We start from the raw sequence: 22,193 nt of genomic DNA on the forward strand, positions 1-22,193 counted from the left end.
GCTGCCTTGGCCATTACACCGCTTTCGAAAGATGGACGGTGAAGCGGGTGCCGCAATCGTCGCTCGAAACCTCGATGCGTCCGCCATAATCGGCGACGATGTCTTTCGAGATGACGAGGCCAAGGCCGAGGCCTTTTTCCTTCGATGTGTTGAACGGCGTGAACAGAGATCTGAGGATCGCTGGCGGAATGCCGGGGCCGTTGTCGGACACGCCGACCGTGACCCCATCCGTCGTGTCTTCCACTGACACCTGCACCCTGGCGTCGTCGCGGCCATCCAGCGCTTCAAGCGCGTTCTGGAAGAGGTTGATCAGCACCTGTTCAAGCCGGACCCGATTGCCCATGACCTTGAGGCTCGGCGGCGGCAATTCGATGGCCAGTGCGTCGAGCCGGCCGGCGAAGCGGCTTCTCAAGAGCACCACGGCGCCTTCGATGATGCCGCGCAATTCGACAGGCTCGGCGGCGGTGCGGCCCTTGCGGGCAAAGGCCTTCAATTCTTCGGTGATGGTGCCGATGCGTTCGGTAAGTGCTGCGATGGCGCCGAGGTTTTCCTCGACGGGCGAAGTCTGCTTGCGGTCGAGGAAGACGCGGGCATTGTCGGCATAGGCGCGTATGGTGGCGACCGGCTGGTTGATCTCATGGGCGACGCCGGCGGCGACCTGGCCGAGGATGGCGAGGCGATTGGCCTGGACCAGATCCTGCTGCACCACCTGCAGCTTGGCTTCGGTGCTGCGGTGGTCTGATATCTCGGCCTGCAGCCGGTCACGGGCGCGGCTCAGATCCTCGGTCCGTTCGACGACGCGGCGTTCGAGCTCGGTGCGCGCCGCCTGTTCGGCGGCGATCCGCATTTGTCCTGACTGCCGACGCCACAACAGATACGCAGCAAGGCCGAGCAACGGAACAATGACGCCGAGCGCAAGGAGCCGCATTTCACGGATCGCGGCGGCGATCGGCGCCTCGGCCGGGACGAGATAGTCGAGCCGCCAGGGGGTCGAAGGGATCAGGGTTGAAAGCCTGAGATATTCCGCATCGCTGCCGCCGGGCGTCACGGCATGGACGATCGACATGTCCGGGCTAAGCGCCTGCGGGCGCGTGATCGGCAATGGCATCAGCAGTGCGTCGCCGAACTGCTGGCTGTCCTGGATGGCGGCAAGATCAGGCCCGGCAAGCCGCGCCGTCGTCATGAAGCGCCAGGACGGCACGCTGGTGATCAGGACGACGCCATGCTCGTCGCTAACATAGGCCGGGCGGTTCGCCTCGTGCCAGTCGGCCTCGAGCTGATCGAATTCCGCCTTGACGACGACGACGCCGAGCGGTGCGGCAGCATCGCCGACGCGTCGCGAGATGTAGAGGCCGGGGCGTTTGCTGACATTGCCGAGCGCGAAATATTCGGCGGTTCCGGATTGCATCGCCGCGGAGAAATAATCGCGGAACCGGTAGTCGTTGCCGACGAAGCTGATCGGCTCGCGCCAGTTGCTGGAGGCGATCGCCAGCCCGTCGGTGCCGATGACATAGAGCACCGAAGCCTTAGTGCCGGAGACCAGCCCTTCGAGCTTGCGGTTCAGCACATCGATTGCAGCACCACTTTTCTGCGCCAGCGCGTCGCGCACCTGCTGGTCTTCCGACAGCAGCAGGGGCAGGGCACGCGGGCTTTCCAGCACCGCGCGCAGCAGCGCGACCTTCAGATTGGCATCGGTGCGACCTTGCGCCGCCAGTGTCCCAACCTCGGTGGTGCGGCCATAGAGGCCGGCGCCGTAAAGCGCGGCCGTAGCGATCACAAGGGCGATGGCCGCAAACAGCAGCCAAGCACGGCGCGCCCGCCTGCCGAGTTGCTCGGGCGTCGACGGCAAGGCAGCGGCGGGGCGTTGCAGCATCTCCCATTTGTGCATGATTTCGCACAAAGCACAATTCCGCTATGCGAATATCCGCACTTTCTGTGTGCGGAACGGAACTTTGAGTTCTGGAATATTCAATAAAATCAATGGGGAGGCTCTTTCCCGCGCACTTGGCACGGCAGTTGCAAACACGACTTCAGCGGTCGCGAGGCTGCTGGGGGTCAACGCAATTGCTCCGGGAGGTCGAGCTTTCGATCGGAGCACAATGGAGGACGTCATGCAGACAGCATTCGCTGCCGCCGAGCCGCGCGGCAAAATTCCCTTCTACCGGCATCTCTATGTGCAGGTGCTGGCGGCGATCGCCGCCGGCGTGCTTCTCGGCCACTTCTATCCCGAAACCGGTGAGGCGATGAAGCCGTTCGGCGACGCCTTCATCAAGCTGGTGAAGATGGTGATCGCGCCGGTGATCTTCCTCACGGTGGCGACCGGCATCGCCGGCGTTTCCGACCTGCAGAAGGTGGGCCGCGTCGCCGGCAAGGCGATGATCTATTTCCTGACGTTCTCGACGCTGGCGCTTGTCGTCGGTCTCGTCGTCTCCAATGTCGTTCAGCCCGGCGCCGGCATGCACATCAATCCGGCCACGCTCGACGCCACAAAGGTGGCGACGTACGCCGAAAAGGCGCACGACACCAGCATCGTCGGCTTCCTGATGAACATCATCCCCGACACGATCACCGGCGCTTTTGCGAAGGGCGATATCCTGCAGGTGCTGTTCTTTTCGGTGTTGTTCGGGCTCGCTCTGGCGCTGGTTGGCGACCGCGGCCGCCCGGTCGTCGATTTCCTGCAGGCACTGACCACGCCGATCTTCCGCCTCGTCGCCATCCTGATGAAGGCCGCGCCCATCGGTGCCTTCGGCGCCATGGCCTTCACCATCGGCAAATACGGCATCGGCTCGATCGCCAACCTCGCCATGCTGATCGGCACATTCTACCTGACCGCGCTGCTGTTCGTGCTGGTCGTGCTTGGCGCGGTCGCCCGCTACAACGGCTTCTCGATCCTGGCGCTGATCCGCTACATCAAGGAAGAGCTGCTGCTGGTGCTCGGCACCTCGTCCTCGGAAGCGGCACTGCCGGGCCTGATGGCCAAGATGGAGCGCGCCGGCTGCAACCGCTCGGTGGTCGGCCTGGTCGTCCCGACCGGCTATTCCTTCAACCTCGACGGCACCAACATCTACATGACGCTGGCCGCGCTGTTCATCGCGCAGGCGACAGACACGCCGCTCAGCTTCGGCGACCAGATCCTGCTGCTCGCCGTCGCCATGCTGAGCTCCAAGGGTGCCGCCGGCATCACCGGCGCCGGCTTCATCACGCTTGCTGCGACGCTTTCGGTAGTTCCCACCGTGCCTGTCGCAGGCATGGCGCTGATCCTCGGCGTCGACCGCTTCATGTCGGAGTGCCGGGCACTGACCAACTTCGTCGGCAATGCGGTGGCGACCGTGGTCGTGGCGCGCTGGGAAGGGGAACTCGACCAGACCAAGTTTGCCGCCGCGATGGCCGGCGATCTGCCGGAGGAAGCCGATCTGTCGCTGCCGGGGCTGCAGGCAGCCTGACCGTTCAGGCTGCACGGTCATATCCCGAAGCCGGCTGCCGCCGGCTTCGGGATAGCCGCCGCCAACCTCCAATATCTGCGATTATCCACAGTCCACGCCGCTGCGCGCTGCCTCAGATGTAACAGGCTTGTGAGTTCTGTTCTTGGCGCGGGGCTTGTTCCGGCCGTATTTGAAGGTCAGTATCCGCCATGCCTTCAAGGTGCCAGTCCACTTCGATCCCGACCTGATCGCGACCGAAGGCGAGACATTTCCGTCGGGCTCGGTTGCGACCGGCCGAAAACCGTCGGAGCTTTTGCTGCCGCCGACCACAACCTCGACCAAGGCGGCAGCCCTCGAAGGCGATGGCGGCCTCGGTACGAAGTCGCAAAGCGAGCCCGTCTCCTGATGGAAAACCGCAGGCTTTTCCTCAGGAAACTCGTCGGGCACTTGAAGAGGGGGCAGGCCCGTGAGCGGGATTTTGCCGAAACCAAAGCAAGATGCGAGGTCCAGTGCGATGCAGTCTGTCCCGAGGATTCCGGTATCCATCATCATCCCGAACTATAATTACGCGCGTTTCCTCAAACGCAGCATCGACAGCGCCCTCGAGCAGGACTACGCGGACGTCGAAGTCATCGTCGTCGACGACGCATCGCAGGACAATTCCACGACAGTCATGAAATCATATGGGGACAGGATCCTCTCATGCCCGCGAGCGCAAAATGGCGGGCATGCCGCCGCGTTCAACACCGGCTTTGCGGCAAGCTCGGGCAAGATCGTCCTGTTCCTCGACGCCGACGATTACCTTTATCCAACCGCCGTTTCCACGATCGTCGACACCTGGGATGCGGCAACCGCCCAGGTGCAGTCCAGGCTGCATATCGTCGACGAGCGGCAACGCATCAAGGATGTCTTTCCGCCACCCGAACTGCCTTTCGACAGCGGTGACGTCATGCCGAAACTGCTGCACAAGGGCCGCTACCAGACAACCGTGACCAGCGGGCTGGCCTTCGACCGCACAACCCTGGAATCGATCATGCCGATTCCTGAGCCGGAGTTCCGCCAGGGCGCCGATGGCTATCTTGCAACGCTGGCGCCCATGTATGGGCACGTCCAGTCCATCGAGGAATGCGTCGGCGCCTACCGGATCCATGGCGCCAACCATTCGGTCTTCGGTGAAAAGCTCGCCGAGCGGGCACGCTGGAGGGTAACCCACGATTTCCGCCGCATGCAGGCGCTGTCGGATCAAGCCTCCGGGATTGGCCTAACAATTGTGCCGTCGGAGGCTGTCCGCCACGATCCGGTCCACCTGGAAGAGCGGCTGGCGTCGCTCTGCGCGGACAGGCGCCAGCACCCCGTGGCCAATGATTCCCGGCTGGCGCTCGGGGCGGCGGGCGCCGTCGCCAGCCTCGAAATGACGGCGTCCCTGCGCCGGCGCGCCGTCCTTGCCGCCTGGTTCCTGTCGGTCGGGGTGTTGCCGCGGAAAATGGCGACGGCGGTCCTGTCGTGGAAGCTTGACGCCTCGTCGAGGCCGGAATTCCTCAGCCGTCTGTCCAAGACAATCCGCCACGCGATGGGATAGCGCGACGCCGTGTCATAGCTCTGCTAGGTATTCGGTCCGGTCCGGCAATCCAATATTACTAAGGGACATGGCCGCCCAAACCGAAGGATAATCAACCATGACCTCTTATGAGCCGAAAAGGCCGATCGAGCGCTGCCCCTCCCATCCCGGCGCGCTTCTCGATGACATTATTCCCGCAACCGGCAAGACCAAGGTGGAAATCGCCAACCTGCTCGGGATCTCGCGCCAGCAGCTTTACGACATCATCCGTGAGAAGAAGCCGGTGTCCGGCTGTCGCCGCCCGTCTTGGAAAGATGTTCGGCGACGGCGCCGCGATCTGGCTCAGGATGCAGGCCGGCTACGATGCCTGGCATGCTGAACGCGAAGTAGACGTCAGTGTCATTCCAAGGCTGCATGGTGCCTGAAACGCGCGCCCAAGGGACGCGCTGGCGAGCCGCGCTCCGTCCGGCTCCTGAATTCACGACGAATGCTCGATGGCTAGGGCGAGCAGGCCCGGCCGCTCACTCGACCAGAACATGCGCCTCCCGCGCGGCGCCGACAAAGGCATCCCTTGCGGCTTCGGTTGTAACATCGCCGCTCATGGCCCGGCGGCATGCGCGAAGTGCGGCGCCATGTTGCAGGCTGCCAGCGTCGCGCCACTGGCCTGTCAGCAATTCGACAGCCTGTTGTGCGTTGGAAATATGTCGGATCGTTCCCGTGATGCCGACCGAAACAGCAACCGGCTTGGAAAACCATCCTTGATCCATGGGTGGAACCTTTGGTGAGTTGAACCCACCAAAACGCATGCCGTGGTACAAGGTTTCATTTGCGGCTGTCATCATGGCGTGAAAGCGGCGTTCCGCCGCCAGAAGGTCGGCGGGCGTCCCGTTCCAATCGGAGTCCCAACGAGCCACTCACCAGCATAGCAACGAACGCATGCCGACCCCGGGTAGGGCAGGCACGCGTCTGCCTACCACTACTGCGCCCGGCGCAGCCTGACCACAGCACTGCGCGCCGCGAGCACCAGCACCGTGATGATGATCAGGATCACCGAGAGTGCGGCAATCGCCGGGTCGATGTTGTCGCGCAGGCCCATCCACATCAGCCTGGGTAGCGTGATGGCGTTGACCGAGGTGATGAACAGGGTGACGCCGATCTCTTCCCATGACAGCACGAAGGACAGCAGGGCGGCGGTGACGATGCCGAATTTGATGTTGGGCATGATGATGCGTGTGGCGCGCTCCCACACGGTGGCGCCGAGGCCGCGCGCGGCAAGGTCGATGCGCCGGTCGAGCTGGCTGAGCGACACCAGGATCAGCACCGTGGCGAAGGGCACCGTCATCACCGCATGCGCCATGGCGACACCGAGCCAGGTATCGTAGCCGAAGAACGAGCTGGCACCGGAGATCGAGGTCAGCAGGAAGTAGAGCGTGATCGCCGAGACCACCGGCGGCACCACCATCGGCAGCAGCACGAAGCCGACCAGCGCGGCGGTAAAGCGCGGCTGGAACATCCACACGCCAAGGCTGAAGCACAGCGCCAGCACGGTGGAAAAGGCGCTGCTGAAGACGCCGATCCTGATCGAGAGCAGGATCGAGTTGATCCAGCGCGGATCCTCGATCAGCGCCCGGTAATGGCGCAGCGACAATTCGCCGGACGGCATCGCCAGCATGCGGGTCGGCGTCAGCGACACCGGAATGACGGCAAGCAGCGGCAACAGCAGGAACAGCGCCACCAAGGCGGCGAGGATCAGCGAGACGGGGCCGGGGCGGTAGGTCGGCATCAGATCAGCTGCCTCGGCCTGACATAACGGAACACCAGCGCCATCAGTGCGCCGACGAACAGCACCAGCACAACGCTGATCGCCGCCCCCAGCCCCCAGTCCGGGCTCTGGAAGATCCTGAGATAGATCAGCTCGGCGACCATCACGCTGCGGCCGCCGCCGAGGATCGCCGGCGTCACGAAGAAGCCGAGCGAAAAGACGAAGACGATCAGCGCCGATCCGATGATGCCGGACCGGGTCATCGGCACGAACACCGACCAAAAGGTGCGCATGCGGCTGGAACCCAGCCCGCGCGCCGCCAGCAGCACGCGGTCGTCAAGGCTGCGCATCGAAGACGCCAGTGGAAACACGGCGAAAGGAATGAGGAAGTGCGTCATGCCGACGATGACGCCGAATTCGTTGCGGACCAGCGTCAGCGGTTCTGAGATGAAGCCGATCGCCTGCAGCCAGGTGTTGAACAGGCCGCGATTGGAAAGCAGCGCCACCCAGCCGAAGGCGCGCGTCAGCACCGAGATCCAGAACGGCACCAGGATGCAGAACTCGGCGATCACGCGCTGGGCCGGCGTGCCGCGCACCCAGACCACGGTGATGGCGTAGGCGGCGGCAACCGAAACAATCGTGACGATCGCGGCGATGCGCAGCGTGCGGACAAACACCGACTGAACCAGCGGGTCACTAAGCAGCGTGCCATACTGCCCGAGCCCCGGCTCGGGCAGGGTGAAGCTCCAGTTGACAACGCCGAAGAATGGCCAGGCGTAGGCGGCGCCAAGGAAGAGGAGCAGCGGCGCCATCAGCAGCGCCGCGCCCATCCTGTCGGAGAGATATGCTTTCATCTCGGCCCCGGTTACCCCGGTCTATCAGGCGGAGATGATCTTCGTGTATTCGTCGAGTGCGGCCCCGTAGTTCTTGGCGTACCACTCCATGTCGAGCGGGATCTGCTTCTTCATGTTTTCGGGGTCGACCGGGTTGATGCGCTTCTTGTCGGCGGGGATCAGCGCGTCGGTGGCCGGATTGGCCGGACCCTGGCCGAGCTTGTCGAACATGATCAGTTGCTTCTCCGGGTCCTGGGCGCTGGCGATGAACTTCATCGCCGCGTCCTTGCCGCCGGGATTGCCCTTGAGCACGGCGAGCGCGCCGGGCGAGATCAGGCCCTGGTCCCAGATGAACTTGATCTTGCCGCCGGAATCCTGCTCGATCAGTGAGGCGCGGGTCGACCAGACGATCGCCATCGAAGCCTCGCCGTCTAGCAGCACGCTCTGGCTTTCGGCGCCGCCGCCCCAATAGGCGACGACGTTTTCCTTGAAGGCGGCGATCTTGTCATGCGCGCGCTTGAGGTCGAGCGGATAGAGCGAGGCCGGCGCGATGCCGTCGGCGAGCAGTGCCGCTTCCCAGCTCGACACGCCCCATTTGTAGAGCGAGCGCTTGCCGGGGAATTTCGTCACGTCGAAGAAGTCGGCCATGCCGGTCGGTGCCTGGCTGCCGAATTTCTCGGAATCATAGGCGATGACATAGGAGAAGAAATAGGTCGAGGCGGCGTGCTCCCAGCCGAAGCCCTCGCGCATCTTCTTCTTGTCGACGATCGAATAGTCGATCGGCTCCAGCATGCCTTGCGCACCGAGCGTGATCGCCGAGAACGGATCGACGTCGACCAGGTCCCAGGTCGGGGCGCCGCTCTTGAACTGCGCCGCGATCGCGCCCTCGGTCGGGCCGGAGCCATCCATCTTGACGGTGATGCCGGTCTCCTTGGTGAAGGCCTGGCCATAGGCCGCGTCATAGGCGGTGATGGCGTCGCCACCCCAGTTGACCAGCACCAGTTCCTTGGCTTGCGCGAAGGCGCCGGTCGAGCGCAGCAGCATCGGCGTCCCGGCCAGCACGAGTGCGGCCAGTTGCGTGAACTGCCGGCGCGAGATCTCGCCGCGCACCGCCCTGGCGGACAGCGTCTCGATCGAGTGTTTCTTGGTTTCGCTCATCTTCGAATTGCTAGTCATGTCAGTTCCCCTTTTTGTCGTTGATATTTCCCGAAAGTCAGCCTGGCGATTTCAGCTTCGCCACACCGATCGTCATTGTCCTCCATCCGGAAGGAGGAAACCTTTTTCCGCCGGCCATGTCAGCCACACGGAATTGCCCTTGCTGAGTGCCGAAGCGGCGACCTCGTTCGGCACCGAGACCGTCACCTTGGCACCCTGGCGCGTCGTGAGATCGAGCCGTGTCGCAGCGCCGAGATAGGTCGAGGCGACCGCAGTCGCGGCGATGCCGTTCTCGCCGGCTGTCGCTTCGGGCGCGATCGACATGTATTCGGGCCGGATCGCCAGGATGGCGTTGCTGCCGACGGCGCTTGCATTGCCGCGCAGCGTGATGGTGCGGTCTTCGCACAGGCCGGTGGCGCCGTTGTCGGCATTGCGCACGTCCTTCAGCGGCAGCATGTTGATCTCGCCGAGGAACTCGGCGACGAAGCGGTTGGCCGGCCGGTCGTAGACCTCGTCAGGCGCGCCGACCTGCAGCAACTTGCCGTGGTTGAAGATGGCGACGCGCGACGACAGCGCCAGCGCCTCGCTCTGGTCATGGGTGACGAAGACGAAGGTGGTGCCGGTTTCCTGGTGCAGCCGCTTCATCTCGGCCTGCATCTGGCCGCGCAGGCCCTTGTCGAGCGCCGAGAACGGCTCGTCGAGCAAAAGCACGCCCGGCTCGAACACCAAGGCACGCGCCAGCGCGACGCGCTGCTGCTGGCCGCCGGACAATTGCGACGGCAGTTTCTTCTCGTGACCCTTCAGCCCGACGCGCTCGATCATCTCACTGATGCGTCGCTTGATGTCGGCCGCCGATTTCTTGCGCACCTTGAGCGGGAAGGCGATGTTGGCCTCGACTGACATATGCGGGAACAGGGCGTAGCCTTGGAAAACCATGCCGGCGGCGCGCTGCTCGGCCGGCCGCTCGGTGATGTCGACGCCGTCGCTGAACAGGCGACCGTCAGTCGGCTGCACGAAACCGGCAAGGATCATCAGGAAGGTAGTCTTGCCCGAACCTGACGGCCCGAGCAGGGTCAGGAACTCGCCGCGGCCGATATCGAGCGTCAGGCCGTCCAGCGCACGGAACGAGCCGAAGCTCTTGCCGATCCCGATTGCCTTGATCTCTGCGGCACGGCCGGGTTGCTGCATCCTGCCTTTGTCCTCAATGCTGATTGAAATCGTAGGCAGGGCGGCGGCTCACCGCAACCGAATAGTTTTCGCCTGACCGGCAAATTTGATTCATCTATGGCGCCAATCTCCCCCCTCGAGGGGAAGATGTCGCCGAAGGCGACAGAGGGGTCGTCTCGCGTGGAGTGGCGACTTCCTCTTTCTTTGAAAGCAGACCGGGCCGAGCCCAGCCGAAGCGACCCCCCTCTGGCCGCTTCGCGGCCATCTCCCCCTCAAGGGGAGAGATTAACGCTGGTTCTCCGACAGCTTCGACCGCAACCATCCACTGAAAACATTCAGCACCGGATGCGCCGCCTTGGCATGTTCGGAAACGAGAAAATAGGAGCGCGGCGAACTAATCGCGATGTCGAACGGGCGCACCAGCCGGCCTTCGCTCAGCGCCCGGCGGCTGGTCAGCTCGTCGCCCATGGCGATGCCTTGGCCGGCGATCGCCGCCGAAAAGACCAGGTTCATGTCGGAAAAGAAGATGCCGCCCTCGATGTCGGGATTCTCGACCTTCGACAGCGCCAGCCAGCGCGCCCAGTCCTCGGTGTCGCCGAGATGCAGGAGATTGGCGCGCAGCACGTCGGCGGGCTTGGAAAACCCGCCGATCTTGTTGAGCAGGGTCGGGCTGCACAGCGGCGTGAACGAGATTTCGCACAACAGCTCGACCGCGCGGTTCGGCCAATTGCCGACGCCGAAGGCGATGAAGGCGTCGGCGTCGGCATTGCTGACATCGTCCAGCCGCCGCGGCGTCAGGATACGCAGCGCGACATCGGGGTACATCTGCCGGAATTCGCCAATGTGAGTACACAGGAACAGCGAGGCGAACCCCGGCGTGCAGCTGACGCTGAACGAGCCGCCGACGCCGGTGCCGGCATGGCCCGTTACCGCATCGCCCAGCACCGTCAGCGCCTTGCGCACGTCACTGGCATAGCGTTGGCCGCGCGGCGTCAGCGCCACGCCCTTGCCGATGCGCTCGAGCAGATCGAAGCCGAGATCGCGTTCGAGCAGGCGAAGCTGATGGCTGACGGCGCTGCGGGTCAGATGCAGTTCGTCCGCGGCGCGCCAGACGCTGCCGTGGCGGGCAAAACTGTCGAGGGCGCGCAGCGCCTGCGTCGATGGAATTCTCAAGAGGTGAACCGAATTTGCATGAGCCGGGAAAACATATCACTTTTTGGCGAGGCGCTTCACTGCTTTCTTTCACCCATGGAGGAACCGGTGACCACCTCGGCCCAAGCAACCGCGCTTGCCTGTCTCGACGATATCCAGCCGTCGCTGTCGGCGTGGACGCGGACGATCTTCGATTTCGGCGAGACCGCCTGGCGCGAATACCAGTCGGCCGCCTGGTATGTCGAGCATCTGAAGCACGAGGGCTTTTCGGTCGAGGAAGGCTCCGGCGGGATGCCCACCGCCTTCTGCGCCCACTGGACCAACGGCGCCGGGCCGACCATCGGCATGTATGCCGAGTATGACGCGGTACCCGGCAATTGCCAGGATGCGGCGACCGTCAAGCGACCGCGTCCGGGTCTAGGCGCTGAGGCCGGCGGCCACACCGATCCGCATTCGGGGCTGGGCATTGCCAGCCTCGGTGGTCTGCTGGCGGCCAAGGCGGCGATGCAGCGCCACGGCATATCGGGCACCCTGCATTTTACCGGCGAGCCGGCGGAGAAAGTGCGAGGATCGAAGCCGATCCATGCGGCAAAGGGCTACTATGATGGCCTCGCCGGCATGATCTCCTTCCATCCCTTTTACATGCTGCCGCTCTGCAACACGGCGCGCTGGGACACACATTGCGGAGCGGCCTACGCGATGATCTACCGCTTTGTGTGCGACGAACCCGAAAATTGGGTTCGCGCAAGCGATGGCGCGCCGATCCCGCAGGCGCATTCCGCGGTGCGGGCGCCGGGTGCCAACGACGCGCTTGTGATGATGTACATGGCGTCCAAGGCGCTGCGCGATTCCATGCTGCCGCATCAGGGCGGTTGGTCGATCAGCGAAGCGATCCTGACGGCAGGGCAGGCGACCGCCGACAACCTGCCGGCGGGTCTGGCCGAGATCCAGTACATGATCCGCGTGCCGACGCTTGAGATGGCCGAGCAGGTGACCGCCGTGCTCGACCGCAATGCGGAAGCCGCCGCAAAAATGAGCGGCTGCCGCTACGAGCGGCACTGGGTGTCGAAGTCGCGGCCGGGGCTGGCTAACCACGCCATGGCAATGATTGCCTACGAGGCGCTGTCGACGGTCGGGCCGCCGCGCTGGGACGAGACGGCCAAGGCGATCGCGCGCGAAATCCAGGTCAATGCCGGCGGCACGGCGACCGACGAGCCGTTTATCGCCGAGTTGGAGCAACTGATCGCGCCGCAGGAAGCGGAGGCGTTGCTGCGCCGCGACCTGCCGCCATCGCAGCTCAATTCGACCTCAGACGATTATACCGACATGTCGTGGCACGCGCCGACGGCGCGGTTCTATGTCGCCCGGCCGGCGCTGCGGTCCGAGAACGGCCAGGCGTATCCGTCCTGGGCGATGAACGCGCTGGGCGGCATTTCCGCCACCATCGATCCGATGGTCATCTGCGCCGCGAAGACGATCGCCCTGGCGGCACTTCGCCTGCTGGAAGACAAGGCCGCCCGCGATGCCGCGATGGACGAATTCGTCAGCCGCACCGGCGGTGGCATTGGTGGCAGTAATTGGCTGGCGCCGCTCTGCGACTACGAACCGCCGATCCATTTCCGCTGGCCGGAATATGTCACCACCCCGCGCGGACGGGACTGGTGGATACCAAGCAATCAAGCCGCGTGATCATTCAAGCCAGGAGAACCCCATGACCGTCCATGATCGCATCGTCACCGAACCGTTTTCACTGCAGCGCCGCAATCCGGCCGGCGACACCAAGCCGCTGACCGCCTGGGGCTTCGCCAACGAGACCGACGCCCTGACCGACGTGCTGCTCGGCTCGCCGAATTTCCTGCGCCACCTCTCGACCAGCTCGCTGTCGCGCAAGCATCTGCGCGAGGCGCCGTGCAACGTCCAGATCGCGCAGGCGCAGCACAAGGACCTGGTCGCAGCCTACGAGCATTTCGGTGTCAACATCCACTGGCACGAGCCGACCCCGGAACTGCCGATGCAGGTCTACTCGCGCGATTCCAGCGTCATGACGCCGTATGGCGCCATCATCACCGCCATGTCCCAATGGTGGCGGCGCGGCGAGAACTATGCGGCGATCCGAACCTATGAGAAGCTCGGCATCCCGATCTACGACATGGTCACCGCAGGCACCTTCGAGGGCGGCGATTTCAACGTCATCGAGGACGGCGTGGTGCTGATCGGCTGCGGCGGCGCCCGCACGCAGGAGGAGGGCGCGCGCCAGGTCCAGGCCTGGTTCGACAAGGAGGGCTGGGAGACCCGCATCGCCTTCATCGACGAATATTATGTCCATATCGACCTGATGGTGGTGCCGATCGCCGAGAAGCTCACCGCCGTCTGCCTCGCCTGCACGGAGCCTGGCATCGTCGACTGGCTGAAGGGCAAGGGCCACGAGATCATCGACGTGCCGTTCCAGGACACGATGGCGCTCGGCTGCAATTTCATGTCGCTGGGCAAGGACAGGGTGATCGCGCCGACATCCAGCCAGACGCTGATCGGTCAGCTCAAGGCGCGCGGCTTCGAAGTGGCGGCCGTCGACATGAGCGAGATCTCGAAGACCGGCGGCGGCATCCACTGCATGGCGCAGGCGCTGAAGCGCGAGCCGGCCTGAGGGGTCGGCCTTTAGCCCGACCGCCTCCGCGAAAGCGCCATTGTCTGCAACGTCGATCCCAGCCTGGCTCGCGGCACGCGCCTACAGCACGACGAGCTTTCCCTTGCGCACACGCCGGGCGCAACGATAGGCGAGATCGGCGGCGACCATGTCTTCCATCGCAATGCCCATCGCCTTGTAGGTGGTGATCTGTTGATCCGAAACGCGGCCTGGCGCGCGATCGAGCAGCATGGCGCCAAGCTCGGTGCCGAAATCAGGGTCGATGCCGGCAAGCTCGCAAGAACCGACCGGGGTCGGTTTGAATGCATCCTTGGTCTCGACAAAAAGACTGGATTTGCCGATGAGCTCGATCGGCATTTCACCGCCGGGCGGCGCCACCCCGACCGACGAGACATGCGTGCCCGGCTGGACCCAGCCTGCGTCGATCACCGGTTGATAGGAGTGGGTCGCCAGGCACACCACATCGGAACTGCGCACTGCCGCCTCGAGGTCGGCGACCGCCACCACCGACGGATGCAGCCGGGCAAGCGCCGCCGCGTCGTCGAAGCTCTTCGAGGTGACGCGGATTTCGGCAAAGTCGCGCACCAGCGGCAACAGATGCAGGTGCTGGTTGGCCTGCACGCCGGCGCCGACCACTGTCGCTATCCTGGCCTCCCGGCGCGCAAGCGCGCGCACCGACAACACGGCGGAGCCGGAGGTTCGCACCGCGGTTATGAAAGTGCCGTCCATGATGCAGACTGGCAGGCCGGACAGCGGATCGAACAGGCTGATGGTGGCGAGGTGGCTGGGCAGGCCGACTGTCAGGTTGCCTTCGAAGACGTTCACGATCTTGACGGTCAGGTTCATGCCCTCCATCCAGGCCGGCATGGCGAGGCTGTAGCCGGCCCCGGGGATGTCGAGTTGTGGTCGGGGTGGATTGACGACCTTGCCTTGTGACAGCGCCTTGAAGCCGTCTTCCAGAACATCGAGAAGCTGGCTGAGGTCGATGCACGCCATCACGTCGGCTTCGCTCAGCACCAGGATCTCGGTCGCTCCCTTGCTGATCTCCGCCGCACTCTTGCCGGCTGGGCTGAACGCTTCCTTGGTCATCCTGCACTCCTGTGTTCGTCGAAATCGGCTCGCCACGTTTGTCCTGAATGGGTGAGGGAAGCGCAGGGTATTGCGAGGTTTTATGTGATGAAATACGTTGATTTTGGCGTCTCTGCGTGAAATCAGCACACAGATCCCTTAGATAGCGTGGATTGTGAAATGGGCGACCTCGACCAGATAGACCGCAGCCTGCTCCGGCTGCTGCAGGAGGACGGGCGCCGGACGACGCTTGATCTTGCCGGGCGTGTCGGGCTGTCGCCGACCGGAACCAGCCAGCGGGTGAAGCGCCTGTTCCGCGACGGGTTCATCACCGCGGTCCGGGCCATGCTCGATCCGCGCAAGGTCGGCCGGGGAACGCTGGTGTTCATCGAGGTCCGGCTTGATCACACGGCGCCGCACGTCTTTGACCGCTTCGCCGAAGCCGTGGCGAAAGCTCCGGAGGTTCTGGAGTGCCACATGGTGGTTGGCGGTTTCGATTATCTGGTCAAGGCGCGGATCGCCGATATGGCGGTGTTCCAGGATTTCCTGCAGCGGGTCATCCTGCCACTGCCCGGCGTGCGCGAAACGCACACTTTCGCCTCCATCGCCGATGTCAAGCCGAACGCCCTCTTGCCGGTGTGATCAGGTGGAGGAGGGGAATGCTGTTCAGACGACCTGCGTCGCATCTTTGCCATCTTATCGCTCCCCATGGCGCGCCTTCCGGTGCAGAGATGCCGGAGACCGGCTCTAGCTTTGCTGGGTCAGCAGGTTTGCATCGCGCGCGAGCCGCCACGCACCATCAGCCTCCTTGCGCAGGAGCGTCAGCGTATATCCCGATTGACGCACCGGCTTCCCGTTCGGCGGCGTCGCGGTCATATCGATACGACCGCGCATGAAGGCCCAGTCGCCGAGAAGCTGTAGTTCAACGATCTCGTTCGTGCCGTCGACATGAACGCCGGCCATCTCCTGCGCGGCCGCCGCGAAGATCACCTTGTCGAAGGGCTCCCGGCCGGGAACCATGAAGATCGCGTCGTCCGTCATCAGGCTGAGGACGGTCGCGGTGTCTCCACGCCTGCTCGCATCCATCCAGGTCTCGACCAGCTTTCGGATTGCTCTTTCGTCGTCCGTCATCCGTTATCTCCCTGGCTTCTCGCCGTGATCGATATCGCACGGCGCTCCTCCCTCGCCGCAACATAGGGCTTAGATCGCTCCCGTCATCGCGCTGCGTAGGGCATGGTCCGTGAAACGGCAGGTCCTCGCCCTCTATGCCTACCGCCAACCGCCCGAGGCGGTGATGCGCTCGCCGGTCAGCCAGGACGCGTCGTCGGAGGCCAGGAACACCGCGATGCGGGCAATGTCGTCGGGCTGGCCGAAGCGGCCGAGCGGGGTCATGGTGATGACCTGCTTCTCGAACTCGCTGCCGACGATACCGATACGTTTCAGGCCTTCAGTGTCGACGCCACCCGGGGCAATGGCGTTGACGCGGATGTTGCGGGCGCCGAGCTCCCGCGACATGGACAGCGTGATCGAATCCACCGCGGCCTTGGTGGCGGCGTAGACCAGCGAGTTCGGCTGCGGGTTGAGGCTGGCGACCGAGCTGATGTTGATCACGCTGCCGCCTCTGGTGCCGAAATGGTTCACCGCTTCCCGGATGGCCAGGATGGTGCCCAATACATTGGTGTCGAACTCGCGGTGGAACTCGGCCTCGGTCACGGCTTCCAGCGGTTCGAACGCGAACACGCCGGCATTGTTGACCAATATGTCGACCGCGCCGAACGACGATTTGGCCGCCTCGAACAGGCGGCGCACGTCAGCCGCTTGCGACACATCACCTTGGACGGCAACGGCTCGGCCGCCTCCGTCCTTGATCGCGGTAACGACGCGGTCCGCACCTTCCCGCGACGAAGCATAGTTGACGACCACGGCGGCACCGGCCGCCGCAAGACCCTTGGCGATGCCGGCGCCGATACCCTTGGAGGCGCCGGTGACGATGGCGACCTTGCCGTTCAGCTTGCTCATCAAATTTCTCCTTTGTTGATGATGGGCGGTATTTAATAGTGATCGGATAGCGTATTAGGATCATCTCGATCGGTTCTTTCGTGCCTGGAACTCTTGAATGACCACAATCCTCGAAAAGACCGCCGGTCTCGTCGCCTTCGTGCGTACAGTCGACGCCGGCTCGTTCCATGCCGCCAGCCGGCTGGTCGGCTCCAGCCCGTCGGCGGTGTCGAAAAGCGTGGCGCGGCTCGAGCGGCGGCTGGGCGTGCGGCTGATCCAGCGCTCGACGCGCCGGCTCGGGCTGACCAGCGAAGGCCTCGCCTATTACGAGCGGGTCGCGCCTTTGCTCAGAGCGCTCGATGATGCCGAGGACATCGTCCATATGGCCGATACGGCGCGCGGCCTGCTGCGCGTCACGGCAGCCGTCGAACTCGGGCGCGGCCTGATCGCCTCATGGGCGCAAGCGTTCCTGGCTCAGCACGGCGAGGTGAAACTGGAGCTTAGCGTCACCGACCGCCACGCCGACCTGATCCGCGAAGGCTATGACGTCGCGGTGCGCATGGGGGCGCTGTCCGACACCGGGCTCATCGCGCGCAAGATCGCCAATCTGCCGATCGTGCTGGTGGCCTCGCCGGCCTATGTCGAACAGCGTGGCCGGCCGGCCTCGATCGAGGCGTTGCAGAGCCACGACTTCGTCCGCTACCAGATGGCCGGCCGTCCCTATCCGGTCACCTTGGCCGACGGCACGGAAGTCGTGCCGAACGGGCGGCTCGATACCGATGACGGCGGCGCCATCCGGCAAGCGGCGCTTGCCGGAGCCGGCATCGCGCATCTGATGCAGTTTGCCGTGCAGGACGATCTCGACGCCGGCCGCCTAGTCCGCATCTTGCCCGAGGTGGCGATGCCGACCATGCCGGTGCACATCGTCCATGCGTATGGGCGACAGCTACCGGTCCGCGGCCGGCTGTTCGTCGACTTCCTGGCGAGCCAGATGGCGGTGCTGACGCGATAGGGCGGGCGGGATAGCCGTCGCAAGCAAGACCTTGTCCTCGTCACCTAGGTCATCAAAACGCAATCTTCACCGAAGCGGCGCTGCGGTTGGCTGGCCCGTGAAAGACGGCCTCGATGTTGTTGCCGTCGGGATCGAGCAGGAAGGCGGCATAGTAGCCGGGATGGTAGGGCCGCTCGCCCGGTGCGCCGTTGTCCGTGCCGCCGCCGTCAAGGCCGGCCTTATAGAAGGCGTCGACCATCGCGCGGTCCCTTGCCTGGAAGGCAAGGTGGTGGCGCCCCGTCAGTTGCCCGCTGGCCGCCCGGCTGTCGATGCTGGAGACGAACAGCTCGTCGGCCCAGAAATAATCCTCGGCGCTTCCGCCGATGGGAACATCGAGCACCTTGAAAACCGCCTCGTAGAAGCGGCGGCTGGCCTTGAGATCCCTGACCACCAGCTGGACGTGGTCGATGAGACGGCCGCGATGAAGTTCCATGCCTGTTAGCTCCTGATCGCCAGGTTGGAAATCTAGCTCAGGGCGGTGCACGGTCAATGCAATGGAGCAATTGAGTGGCGCGATTTCCTGACTGGATAAAAAATGCAACCGGATTGTAGGATTCGAAATGTCGCCATCGTCCTTCGGACGCAAGCGGTGTGGCGAAGCTCGAAAGAAGTCGCGCCGTGTCCAAACGATCTCGGGAGAAAAATATGCGCATTTCCTATCGTTGGGTCATCGTCGCGGCTGGCGCCCTGATGACCTGCGTCGCCCTCGGGGCGATGTTCTCGCTGGCGATCTTCCTCGAACCGATGGCGCTCGACACAGATTGGTCGCGCGCCGGCATATCGAGCGCGATGACGCTGAACTTCCTGGTAATGGGCCTCGGCGGCTTCGCCTGGGGCGCCATTTACGATCGCTACGGCGCTCGCATTGTCGTGATGATAGGTGCGGTGCTGCTCGGGCTGGCGTTGGTACTGGCCAGCCGCACCGGCTCGCTGCTTGTCTTCCAGATCACCTATGGCGTGCTCGTCGGCCTCGCGGCAAGCGCCTTCTTTGCGCCGATGATCGCGCTGACCACGGCCTGGTTCGACAAGAACCGCAGCCTTGCCGTTTCGCTGGTTTCGGCCGGCATGGGCGTGGCACCCATGACGATCTCGCCCTTCGCGCGCTGGCTGATCTCGGCCTATGACTGGCGCACAGCCATGTTCGTCATCGGCGTCGCGGCGTGGGCGCTGCTGGTGCCGGCCGCATTGCTGGTGCGTCAGCCGCCCAAGCCTGCCGCTGACGGCGCCGCCTCCGCTCTTGCCGCCGACGATACCGGCATGTCGGTTCCGCAGGCTCTGCGCTCGCCGCAATTCATCGTTCTGGCACTGACCTTCTTTGCCTGCTGTGCGGCGCATTCCGGGCCAATCTTCCACATGGTGAGCTATGCGATGCTGTGCGGCATAGCGCCGATGGCGGCGGTCAGCATCTACAGCATCGAGGGCCTGGCGGGGCTGGGCGGCAGGCTTTTATACGGCGTGCTTGCCGACCGGCTGGGCGTCAAGCCGGTGCTGATTACCGGTCTGGCGATACAGTCGGTGGTGATCGCAGCCTACCTTGCCGTCAGTGAGCTTGGTCAGTTCTATACGCTCGCCGTCATCTTTGGCGCCACCTATGGCGGCGTGATGCCGCTCTATGCGGTGCTGGCGCGCGAATATTTCGGCCAGCGCATCCTCGGCACGGTGTTTGGTGCTGTAACCATGCTGTCCAGCATCGGCATGGCCTTCGGCCCGCTCGCCGGCGGCATGGTGTTCGATGCCTATGCCAGCTATTCCTGGCTGTTCATCGGCTCGGCCCTGGTCGGGCTCGGCGCGTTGGCGGTGGCGATCGCCTTCCCGCGGCTGCCGCGCAGGGAGTTGCAACCGGCGTAGCACGGCGGAGAGAGGATGCAGGGGGTCGAAAGTGGACATCGCATATGTCAGCTTTTGACCCCCAGTCGCGAGGCGTTCATCGGCGGTGATAGGAGCCGGGTCAAGACTGTGCAGGACCCATCTCCCTTAATTAGCAATCGATCATGATGCAGCGCAGCGCCCAAATGTCGATTGCCGGTAGGCTGAGGTTCGGACGAAAACCGTCAAAGAATGGCAAATTAAGGGCTTTTTCATGGATTGTGCGCCGCGCACTCACGCGACCATTTCAAGTGCGTTAACATTTTGTGTTTGCTGCGCAGCATTTTTTTCCTATCCTCGCCTCAGGGCTTTGCGCATTCGATTGCGTGAAGAACTGGCGTGAGGATCCCTAAAATGCAGCAGGCAAAGCGAGTCTTGGTGACGGGGGGCGCAGGTTTTCTGGGATCGTTCTTATGCGAGCGGTTGCTTGCTGAAGGCCACGAGGTTGTATGCGTCGACAATTTCTTCACAGGAAGTCGGAGAAACGTCTCGCATTTGCTCGACAACAGATCCTTTGAGATCATTCGCCACGACGTGACATTTCCGCTCTACATAGAAGTTGATGAAATATACAACCTTGCTTGCCCGGCAAGCCCGGTTCACTATCAGTTCGATCCGGTCCAGACGACAAAGACCAACGTCCATGGGGCGATCAATATGCTGGGGCTCGCCAAGCGGGTTCGCGCAAAGATCCTTCAGGCGTCCACGTCTGAAGTCTACGGAGATCCCGAGATTCACCCGCAGACCGAGGACTATTGGGGCAGGGTAAACCCGATAGGTCCCCGTTCCTGTTACGACGAAGGCAAGCGGTGTGCCGAAACCCTGTTTTTCGACTATTGGCGGCAGCACAGGCTGCGGATCAAGGTAGCGCGCATCTTCAACACTTACGGTCCGAGAATGCGTCCGGACGACGGCCGCGTCATTTCCAACTTCATCATGCAGGCACTGCGAAACAAGCCGATAACCGTGTACGGCACCGGCCAGCAGACACGCTCATTTTGCTACGTCAATGATCTCATCGACGGTCTGGTTCGCCTGATGCACACGGCCGACGATGTTACCGGCCCAATCAATCTCGGCAACCCGGTCGAATTCACGATGCTCGAACTTGCCAATCTCGTGATCGAACTTACCGGAAGCCGATCCAAGATCAGGTTTTTACCTTTGCCCGTCGATGACCCAAGGCAGCGACAGCCTGATATCGGGTGTGCCTTGCGCGAGCTCAATTGGAAGCCAAGAATCGCGTTGCGCGATGGTCTCGTCACGACCATTGCCTATTTCGAAACCCTGGTTTCATCGGGGAATGTTCCCGCCGCTGCCGAATGAAGACAGTCCTGGTCACCGGCGGGGCCGGCTATATCGGGTCGCACTGCTGCAAGGCATTCGCGGAGTCCGGTTGGTCGGTCATATCTTATGACAATCTCTCGCGCGGCTGGCGCGACGCGGTCAAATGGGGACCGCTTGTCGAGGGCGATATTTGCGACGTCGCAGCGGTGGCGGCAGCGCTGCATCAATATCGGCCAGATGTGGTGGCGCATTTCGCCGCTTACGCCTATGTCGGCGAGTCCGTCGAGCGCCCGGAACTCTACTACCGAAATAACAGTTTTGGGACGCTGGTCTTGCTCGAGGAAATGCTGAAGATCGGCGTCGACAAGCTGATCTTGTCGAGCACTTGCGCATCCTACGGCGTTCCCGTTCGTTCTCCGATTGACGAAACGCACCCGCAGTCGCCCATCAATCCCTATGGATGGTCGAAATTCATCGTAGAACGAATGGTGGACGATCTCTCCTCTGCCCATGGCCTGAACGCGGTCGTGCTGCGGTATTTCAACGCGGCCGGATGTGATCCCGACGGCGAGATCGGTGAGCGGCATGAACCGGAAACGCATGTCATTCCGCTCGCTATCGAGGCGGCGATTAGGTCGGGCCGGATTTTTACCATTAATGGCACCGACTTCGACACAAGGGACGGAACCGCGGTGCGGGACTATGTCCACGTCACCGATCTCGCCCGTGCGCACGTTCTGGCAGGGGAGAAGCTTCTGCGCGATCCGGGAGTCCACGTCTACAATCTCGGCACCGGAACCGGAACGACGGTGAACGAATTGGTCGATGCGGTGAGCCGGGCTTCGGGAACGCGCCTTCCTGTGGCCTACGGTCCGCGCAGGGCAGGCGACCCGCCTGCGCTTGTAGCCGCGGCCAGCAAGGCGACCCGGGAACTCGGCTGGGTACCCGGGCAATCCGGAATCGACCGGATCGTCGAAACGGCGCTGGCCTGGTATCGCCGCCGGTTGTGACGATCTTTTTTGCGGAAGAGCCCTACCGCTTGCTCAACAAGCAATCGAGAGCGGCGGCAACTGCGGCAAGCGAGAAATTTTCCTCTATCCGCTTTCGCGCCGCCCGACCCAGGCGTTCCCGCAAGCCCGGATTGTCCTTCAGTTTGCAGGGCGCGCGATTTCAGCGTTGCGGTCGCGCGGTCGACGGATTGAACTACATCGAAGATTTATTCGCCAGGAC

The 22,193-nt window shown here is 63.5% G+C and carries 21 protein-coding genes and 1 pseudogene; 11 read left to right on the forward strand and 11 right to left on the reverse strand.

The features are described 5' to 3' along the window. Positions 1-13 precede the first annotated feature (13 nt). Complete coding sequence (locus CIT26_RS33240; RefSeq protein ID WP_206072848.1) at positions 14-1,873, reverse strand: sensor histidine kinase; 1,860 nt, start codon at positions 1,871-1,873, stop codon at positions 14-16. A 238-nt stretch (positions 1,874-2,111) separates the two neighbouring features. On the opposite strand from CIT26_RS33240, the gene CIT26_RS33245 reads away from it, so the two are divergent. From CIT26_RS33245 to CIT26_RS33260, 4 genes and pseudogenes are all read left to right on the forward strand, one after another. After that, positions 2,112-3,443 (forward strand): dicarboxylate/amino acid:cation symporter, encoded by a 1,332-nt coding sequence (locus tag CIT26_RS33245; RefSeq protein WP_245319650.1) that lies wholly within the window; start codon positions 2,112-2,114, stop codon positions 3,441-3,443. Positions 3,444-3,585: 142 nt separating this feature from the next. Further along, a complete protein-coding gene (locus CIT26_RS33250) occupies positions 3,586-3,828 on the forward strand; it encodes a hypothetical protein (RefSeq protein WP_167391622.1) in 243 nt (80 codons plus the stop codon). Positions 3,829-3,936: 108 nt separating this feature from the next. After that, positions 3,937-5,001 (forward strand): glycosyltransferase family 2 protein, encoded by a 1,065-nt coding sequence (locus CIT26_RS33255; RefSeq protein WP_095496494.1) that lies wholly within the window; start codon positions 3,937-3,939, stop codon positions 4,999-5,001. 97 nt (positions 5,002-5,098) lie between these two features. Then, positions 5,099-5,405 (forward strand): annotated as a pseudogene (locus CIT26_RS33260) (HigA family addiction module antitoxin). Between the two features lie 96 nt (positions 5,406-5,501). On the opposite strand, the gene CIT26_RS33265 reads toward CIT26_RS33260, so the two are convergent. From CIT26_RS33265 to CIT26_RS33290, 6 genes are all read right to left on the reverse strand, one after another. After that, positions 5,502-5,822, reverse strand: a complete 321-nt coding sequence (locus CIT26_RS33265) for a DUF982 domain-containing protein (protein ID WP_245319651.1) — start codon at positions 5,820-5,822, stop codon at positions 5,502-5,504. A gap of 134 nt (positions 5,823-5,956) precedes the next feature. Further along, the gene (locus CIT26_RS33270; RefSeq protein WP_095496495.1) at positions 5,957-6,763 is read right to left on the reverse strand and encodes an ABC transporter permease; all 807 of its coding nucleotides are present in this window, start codon (positions 6,761-6,763) and stop codon (positions 5,957-5,959) included. Next, positions 6,763-7,596 (reverse strand): ABC transporter permease, encoded by an 834-nt coding sequence (locus CIT26_RS33275; protein ID WP_095496496.1) that lies wholly within the window; start codon positions 7,594-7,596, stop codon positions 6,763-6,765. Before CIT26_RS33275 ends, CIT26_RS33270 begins: the two co-directional genes overlap by 1 nt. Positions 7,597-7,620: 24 nt before the next feature. Then, positions 7,621-8,733, reverse strand: coding sequence for an ABC transporter substrate-binding protein (locus CIT26_RS33280; protein ID WP_095496562.1), 1,113 nt, complete (start codon positions 8,731-8,733; stop codon positions 7,621-7,623). 90 nt (positions 8,734-8,823) lie between these two features. Further along, positions 8,824-9,918: an ABC transporter ATP-binding protein gene (locus CIT26_RS33285; protein WP_095496497.1), complete on the reverse strand. Its 1,095-nt coding sequence runs from the start codon at positions 9,916-9,918 to the stop codon at positions 8,824-8,826. A gap of 264 nt (positions 9,919-10,182) precedes the next feature. Continuing rightward, positions 10,183-11,070: a LysR substrate-binding domain-containing protein gene (locus CIT26_RS33290; protein ID WP_095496498.1), complete on the reverse strand. Its 888-nt coding sequence runs from the start codon at positions 11,068-11,070 to the stop codon at positions 10,183-10,185. Between the two features lie 75 nt (positions 11,071-11,145). Between CIT26_RS33290 and CIT26_RS33295 the strand changes: the two genes are divergently transcribed. Together CIT26_RS33295 and CIT26_RS33300 are read left to right on the forward strand one after the other, a co-directional pair. Continuing rightward, positions 11,146-12,738, forward strand: a complete 1,593-nt coding sequence (locus CIT26_RS33295; RefSeq protein WP_167391633.1) for a zinc-binding metallopeptidase family protein — start codon at positions 11,146-11,148, stop codon at positions 12,736-12,738. Between the two features lie 22 nt (positions 12,739-12,760). Then, positions 12,761-13,693, forward strand: coding sequence for a dimethylarginine dimethylaminohydrolase family protein (locus CIT26_RS33300; RefSeq protein ID WP_095496499.1), 933 nt, complete (start codon positions 12,761-12,763; stop codon positions 13,691-13,693). 81 nt (positions 13,694-13,774) lie between these two features. Here CIT26_RS33300 and CIT26_RS33305 read toward each other — a convergent pair whose 3' ends face one another. Continuing rightward, a complete protein-coding gene (locus tag CIT26_RS33305) occupies positions 13,775-14,782 on the reverse strand; it encodes an ornithine cyclodeaminase family protein (RefSeq protein ID WP_095496500.1) in 1,008 nt (335 codons plus the stop codon). Positions 14,783-14,941: 159 nt separating this feature from the next. Here CIT26_RS33305 and CIT26_RS33310 point away from each other — a divergent pair, with 159 nt between their 5' ends. Beyond that, positions 14,942-15,403, forward strand: coding sequence for an Lrp/AsnC family transcriptional regulator (locus CIT26_RS33310; RefSeq protein ID WP_095496501.1), 462 nt, complete (start codon positions 14,942-14,944; stop codon positions 15,401-15,403). 105 nt (positions 15,404-15,508) lie between these two features. On the opposite strand, the gene CIT26_RS33315 is transcribed toward CIT26_RS33310, so the two are convergent. Both CIT26_RS33315 and CIT26_RS33320 read right to left on the reverse strand, forming a co-directional pair. Continuing rightward, on the reverse strand, positions 15,509-15,892 hold the full coding sequence (locus CIT26_RS33315; protein ID WP_095496502.1) for a YybH family protein: 384 nt from the start codon (positions 15,890-15,892) through the stop codon (positions 15,509-15,511). Between the two features lie 138 nt (positions 15,893-16,030). Beyond that, complete coding sequence (locus CIT26_RS33320) at positions 16,031-16,780, reverse strand: SDR family NAD(P)-dependent oxidoreductase (protein WP_095496503.1); 750 nt, start codon at positions 16,778-16,780, stop codon at positions 16,031-16,033. A gap of 97 nt (positions 16,781-16,877) precedes the next feature. On the opposite strand from CIT26_RS33320, the gene CIT26_RS33325 reads away from it, so the two are divergent. Next, complete coding sequence (locus CIT26_RS33325) at positions 16,878-17,771, forward strand: LysR family transcriptional regulator (protein ID WP_095496504.1); 894 nt, start codon at positions 16,878-16,880, stop codon at positions 17,769-17,771. A 52-nt stretch (positions 17,772-17,823) separates the two neighbouring features. Here CIT26_RS33325 and CIT26_RS33330 read toward each other — a convergent pair whose 3' ends face one another. Continuing rightward, on the reverse strand, positions 17,824-18,243 hold the full coding sequence (locus tag CIT26_RS33330) for a VOC family protein (RefSeq protein ID WP_095496505.1): 420 nt from the start codon (positions 18,241-18,243) through the stop codon (positions 17,824-17,826). A gap of 212 nt (positions 18,244-18,455) precedes the next feature. Between CIT26_RS33330 and CIT26_RS33335 the strand changes: the two genes are divergently transcribed. The 3 genes from CIT26_RS33335 to galE all read left to right on the forward strand — a co-directional run bounded on the left by CIT26_RS33335 (position 18,456) and on the right by galE (position 21,973). Further along, the gene (locus CIT26_RS33335; protein WP_095496506.1) at positions 18,456-19,658 is read left to right on the forward strand and encodes an MFS transporter; all 1,203 of its coding nucleotides are present in this window, start codon (positions 18,456-18,458) and stop codon (positions 19,656-19,658) included. Positions 19,659-20,030: 372 nt separating this feature from the next. Continuing rightward, positions 20,031-21,002 (forward strand): UDP-glucuronic acid decarboxylase family protein, encoded by a 972-nt coding sequence (locus CIT26_RS33340; protein ID WP_095496507.1) that lies wholly within the window; start codon positions 20,031-20,033, stop codon positions 21,000-21,002. Continuing rightward, complete coding sequence (galE, locus tag CIT26_RS33345) at positions 20,999-21,973, forward strand: UDP-glucose 4-epimerase GalE (RefSeq protein WP_095496508.1); 975 nt, start codon at positions 20,999-21,001, stop codon at positions 21,971-21,973. Before CIT26_RS33340 ends, galE begins: the two co-directional genes overlap by 4 nt. Positions 21,974-22,193: the final 220 nt, after the last annotated feature.

Origin of the sequence: Mesorhizobium temperatum, assembly GCF_002284575.1 — a bacterium.
Lineage (GTDB): Bacteria > Pseudomonadota > Alphaproteobacteria > Rhizobiales > Rhizobiaceae > Mesorhizobium > Mesorhizobium temperatum.

What these genes read in the sequence shown, in the direction of transcription:
- CIT26_RS33240 (WP_206072848.1), bottom strand. Translation starts at nt 1,873, where the DNA reads ATGCTGCAACGCCCCGCCGCTGCCTTGCCGTCGACGCCCGAGCAACTC.
- CIT26_RS33245 (WP_245319650.1), top strand. Translation starts at nt 2,112, where the DNA reads ATGCAGACAGCATTCGCTGCCGCCGAGCCGCGCGGCAAAATTCCCTTC.
- CIT26_RS33255 (WP_095496494.1), top strand. Translation starts at nt 3,937, where the DNA reads ATGCAGTCTGTCCCGAGGATTCCGGTATCCATCATCATCCCGAACTAT.
- CIT26_RS33265 (WP_245319651.1), bottom strand. Translation starts at nt 5,822, where the DNA reads ATGATGACAGCCGCAAATGAAACCTTGTACCACGGCATGCGTTTTGGT.
- CIT26_RS33270 (WP_095496495.1), bottom strand. Translation starts at nt 6,763, where the DNA reads ATGCCGACCTACCGCCCCGGCCCCGTCTCGCTGATCCTCGCCGCCTTG.
- CIT26_RS33275 (WP_095496496.1), bottom strand. Translation starts at nt 7,596, where the DNA reads ATGAAAGCATATCTCTCCGACAGGATGGGCGCGGCGCTGCTGATGGCG.
- CIT26_RS33280 (WP_095496562.1), bottom strand. Translation starts at nt 8,733, where the DNA reads ATGAGCGAAACCAAGAAACACTCGATCGAGACGCTGTCCGCCAGGGCG.
- CIT26_RS33285 (WP_095496497.1), bottom strand. Translation starts at nt 9,918, where the DNA reads ATGCAGCAACCCGGCCGTGCCGCAGAGATCAAGGCAATCGGGATCGGC.
- CIT26_RS33295 (WP_167391633.1), top strand. Translation starts at nt 11,146, where the DNA reads ATGGAGGAACCGGTGACCACCTCGGCCCAAGCAACCGCGCTTGCCTGT.
- CIT26_RS33300 (WP_095496499.1), top strand. Translation starts at nt 12,761, where the DNA reads ATGACCGTCCATGATCGCATCGTCACCGAACCGTTTTCACTGCAGCGC.
- CIT26_RS33305 (WP_095496500.1), bottom strand. Translation starts at nt 14,782, where the DNA reads ATGACCAAGGAAGCGTTCAGCCCAGCCGGCAAGAGTGCGGCGGAGATC.
- CIT26_RS33310 (WP_095496501.1), top strand. Translation starts at nt 14,942, where the DNA reads ATGGGCGACCTCGACCAGATAGACCGCAGCCTGCTCCGGCTGCTGCAG.
- CIT26_RS33315 (WP_095496502.1), bottom strand. Translation starts at nt 15,892, where the DNA reads ATGACGGACGACGAAAGAGCAATCCGAAAGCTGGTCGAGACCTGGATG.
- CIT26_RS33320 (WP_095496503.1), bottom strand. Translation starts at nt 16,780, where the DNA reads ATGAGCAAGCTGAACGGCAAGGTCGCCATCGTCACCGGCGCCTCCAAG.
- CIT26_RS33325 (WP_095496504.1), top strand. Translation starts at nt 16,878, where the DNA reads ATGACCACAATCCTCGAAAAGACCGCCGGTCTCGTCGCCTTCGTGCGT.
- CIT26_RS33330 (WP_095496505.1), bottom strand. Translation starts at nt 18,243, where the DNA reads ATGGAACTTCATCGCGGCCGTCTCATCGACCACGTCCAGCTGGTGGTC.
- CIT26_RS33335 (WP_095496506.1), top strand. Translation starts at nt 18,456, where the DNA reads ATGCGCATTTCCTATCGTTGGGTCATCGTCGCGGCTGGCGCCCTGATG.
- CIT26_RS33340 (WP_095496507.1), top strand. Translation starts at nt 20,031, where the DNA reads ATGCAGCAGGCAAAGCGAGTCTTGGTGACGGGGGGCGCAGGTTTTCTG.
- galE (WP_095496508.1), top strand. Translation starts at nt 20,999, where the DNA reads ATGAAGACAGTCCTGGTCACCGGCGGGGCCGGCTATATCGGGTCGCAC.